The 4,251-nt window shown below is 70.2% G+C and carries 2 protein-coding genes; both read left to right on the top strand.

Annotated elements, in window-relative coordinates; all coding sequences use genetic code 11:
* The coding region (locus ACH4S7_RS36500; protein WP_398525739.1) for an SDR family NAD(P)-dependent oxidoreductase at positions 1-2,567 on the top strand (2,567 nt) is incomplete at its 5' end.
* 65 nt (positions 2,568-2,632) lie between these two features.
* Positions 2,633-4,251 (top strand): type I polyketide synthase (locus ACH4S7_RS36495; protein ID WP_398525738.1); only part of this gene is annotated, 1,619 nt, incomplete at its 3' end.

Raw genomic sequence — 4,251 nt, 5'->3', positions numbered from 1 at the left:
GGGCTGCTCAGTCGGAGCATCCGGACCGGTTCGCGCTTCTTGATCTGGACAGTGCCACCGCCGTGGATGCCGTTCGTGATGGTGTGTTGGGGTTGTTGGCTGCTGGTGAGCCGCAGTTGGTGGTGCGTGAGGGTGAGGTCCTGGCCGCACGGCTGACCCCCGCCCACACCACCGACGCCCTGATCCCCCTCGCCGACCACGCCCCGTGGCGCCTCGCCAAGGACCCCGGTGGCAGCCTTGACGCGCTGACGGTCGTCCCGGCCCCCGACGTACTGGAGCCGCTCACCGAGGGACAGGTCCGCATCGCGGTCCGCGCCGCCGGGGTGAACTTCCGTGACGTACTCATGGCACTCGGCATGGTCCCCGCCCGGGGTACCCAGCTCGGTGGCGAGGCCGCCGGCGTCGTGACCGCTGTCGGCCCTGGAGTCACCGGGATCGCCGTCGGCGACCGCGTGATGGGCGTCTTCGACGGCCCGTTCGGCCCGGTGGCCGTCGCGGATCGGCGCATGGTCTCCCGTATCCCCGATGCCTGGTCGTACACCGAGGCCGCGACGATCCCGCTGGTGTACCTCACCGCGTACTACGGACTGGTGGACCTCGCCGCTCTCCAGCAGGGACAGCGCATCCTGGTGCACGCCGCCACCGGTGGCGTGGGCATGGCAGCGGTCCAGCTCGCCCGCCACTTCGGCGCCGAGGTGTACGGCACGGCCAGCCCCGGCAAGTGGGACACCCTGCGCGCGATGGGATTCGACGAGGCGCATATGGCCTCCTCGCGGTCCCTCGACTTCGAGGACCACTTCTGGCAGACGACGGGTGGCGAAGGCTTCGACGTCGTACTCAACTCCCTCGCGCAGGAGTACGTGGATGCTTCACTGCGGCTCCAGCCGCGCGGCGGCCGATTCCTGGAGATGGGTAAGACCGACATCCGGGACGCCGATGAGGTCGCGGCGGCACACGAGGGAGTGCGCTATGAGGCGTACGACCTCACCGTCTTCACCAGCGTCGACGGACCGGGCGCGATCCCCGAGCGCATTCAGGAGATGCTCTCCGAACTGCTTGCGCTGTTCGACAAGGGAGTCCTCACCCCGCTGCCCGTCACCACCTGGGACGTCCGCCGCGCGTCCGCCGCGCTGCGGCACATGTCGCAGGCCCGGCACACCGGCAAGATCGCGCTGACGGTGCCGCGCCCGCTCGACCAGGACGGCACGGTCCTCGTCACCGGTGGCACCGGTGTCCTGGGCAGTCTCCTGGCCCGTCATCTGGTGACCGAGCACGGGGTACGGAATCTGCTGCTGGTGAGCCGTCGGGGCGGCGACGCCCCCGGCGCCGCCGAACTGGTCGCCGAGCTGACGGCAGCCGGTGCCGAGGTGAGCGTCGTCGCCTGTGACACCGCCGACCGGGCAGCGTTGGAGAAGCTCCTCGCGTCCGTGCCGGGTGACGCCCCGCTGACGGGCGTCTTCCACACGGCGGGCGTGCTGGACGACGGAATCGTCGAGGCGATGACCCCGGAGCGGGTGGACGCCGTGATGCGCCCCAAGGTGGACGCGGCCTGGCATCTGCACGAGCTGACCGAGGGACTTGATCTCGCGGCCTTCGTGCTCTACTCCTCCGCAGCCGGTGTCTCCGGTGACGCGGGCCAGTCCAACTACGCCGCCGCCAATGTCTTCCTCGACGCCCTCGCACAGCGGCGGCGGGCTGCCGGGCTGCCCGGCCAGTCCCTCGCCTGGGGCCTGTGGGACGACCGGAGCGAGATGACCGGTCACCTCGGCGACGCCGAGATCGCCCGGATGACCGAGGCCGGTGTTCTCGGCTTCACCGCCGCCGACGGCCTGGCCGCGCTGGACCGCGCGGCGATGTACGACGACGCCGTGCTGGTGCCGATGAAGCTGGACACGGCGACCCTGGGCGCGGGCTCGTCGCCCGTACCGCATCTCTTCCGCGGTCTGGTGCGGACCCCCGTCGTACGCCGGGCCGTCGCCGGGAACACCGGCGGGGACAGCGGCGGCGGACTTGAGCAGCGGCTCGCCGCTCTCACCGCGGCCGAGCGCACCGAGACCGTACTGGAACTCGTACGGGAGCGCGTCGCCGCGGTCCTCGGACATGCCAGCGCCGACGCCATCGATCCCGCCCGGGCGTTCAAGGAGATCGGGTTCGACTCGCTCACGGCTGTCGAACTGCGGAACAGGCTGAACGCGGCCACCGGACTGCGGCTGCCCGCCACACTGGTCTTCGACTATCCGACGCCCACGGTGCTCTCGCAGTACCTCCTGGCGGAGCTGGCACCCGGCTTGCCGGCCGAGGACCCGGTCGGGACCCGGCTGCTGGAGCAGATCGCCCGTATCGAAGCGGTCCTCTCCGAGGTCTCGGAGGTCACGGACGAGACCTCCTCCCTCTCCGACATGGACGCCGATGCCCGATCGGGCATCACCGCACGCCTCAACGACATCCTGACCGCATGGAACAGGGCCCAGCGCGCGCCGGGTCACGACGCGGTCGCGGCGGAACTGGACGACGCCAGCGACGACGAAATCTTCGATTTCATCGACAGCACCTTCGGCAAGTCCTGACTCATCCCCGCTGACCCACCGACGCCAACCCCGCGTTTCCGCATACCTGGACGGGTGAACCACTCATGGCCAACGAAGCCAAGCTCCGCGAATACCTCAAGCGCGTCACCACCGATCTGCACGAGACCAATGAGCGCTTGCGCGAGGTCGAGGGCAGGGCGAACGAACCGATCGCGATCGTGGGTATGAGCTGCCGCTTCCCCGGGGGTGTCGAGTCCCCGGAGCAGTTGTGGGAGCTGTTCCGTACGGGTACGGACGCCATCGGTGAGTTCCCCGAAGGACGCGGCTGGGACGTCGAGGGGCTCTACCACCCGGACCCCGACCACGCGGGCACCAGCTACACGCGTGAAGGCGGCTTCGTCTACGGCGCCGAGCGCTTCGACCCGAGCCTCTTCGGCATCTCGCCGCGCGAGGCCGTGTCGATGGACCCGCAGCAGCGGCTGCTCCTTGAGACCTCGTGGGAGGCCCTGGAGGCGAGCGGACTCGACCCGCTCCGCCTCAAGGGCAGCCGCACCGGTGTCTTCGTCGGTGTCATGTCCTCGGACTACGGCATTCAGAAGGGCTCGGCGCCCGACGGTGTCGAGGGCTTCCTGAGCACCGGTACGCACTCCAGCATCGTCTCCGGCCGGGTCTCGTACGTCCTGGGTCTGGAGGGTCCGGCGGTCTCGGTCGACACCGCTTGCTCGTCCTCGCTCGTCGCCCTGCACTCCGCCGCGCACGCCCTGCGCCAGGGTGAGTGCTCCCTCGCCCTGGCGGGCGGCGTGACGATCATGTCGACGCCGGAACGTTTCGTCGAGTTCAGCCGACAGCGGGCCCTGTCCGCCGACGGCCGCTGCAAGGCGTTCTCGGCGAGCGCCGACGGCACCGGCTGGTCCGAGGGTGTCGGCATGTTGGTCCTGGAGCGGCTCTCCGACGCGCGGAAGAACGGGCACCGGGTGCTTGCGGTCATCCGTGGTTCGGCGTTGAACCAGGATGGTGCGAGCAATGGTCTGACGGCGCCGAACGGTCCGTCCCAGCAGCGGGTGATTCGTCAGGCGCTGGCGAGTGCCGGTCTGACGGCGGCCGAGGTGGACGCTGTCGAGGCGCATGGCACCGGCACCACGCTCGGTGACCCCATTGAGGCGCAGGCACTGCTGGCGACCTACGGCAAGGAGCGCGAGGACGGTCGTCCGCTGCTGCTGGGTTCCTCCAAGTCGAACCTCGGCCACACCCAGGCCGCGGCCGGTGTTGCCGGTGTGATCAAGATGGTGCTCGCGATGCGGGCCGGTGTGCTGCCGAAGACGCTGCATGTGTCGGAGCCGTCGCCGCACGTGGACTGGTCCGCCGGCGCGGTGGAGCTGCTGACTGAGTCGCGCGACTGGCCGGAGACCGGCCGTCCGCGCCGCGCCGGTGTGTCGTCGTTCGGGTTCAGTGGCACGAACGCGCACGTGATCATCGAGGAGGCGTCGGAGTTCGAGCCGAGCGCCGTGGAGCCGCTGGCCGGGTCGGGCGTGACTCCGCCGTGGGTGCTGTCGGCGCGGTCGGCCGACGCGTTGCGGGGGCAGGCGGAGCGGCTGCTGTCGTTCGTCTCTGCCGCCGGTGATGTGTCGGTGGTGGATGTGGCGTACTCGCTGGGTGTGTCGCGTGCGGGTCTTGAGCATCGTGGTGTGGTGGTGGGGGAGTCGCGTGCGGAGTTGCTCGCGGC

It is taken from the genome of Streptomyces sp. NPDC020965 (genome assembly GCF_044333555.1).
Classification (GTDB): Bacteria; Actinomycetota; Actinomycetes; order Streptomycetales; family Streptomycetaceae; genus Streptomyces.
Note: the sequence above shows the minus strand (reverse complement) of the source record. Positions and strands in the feature narration are given on the sequence as shown.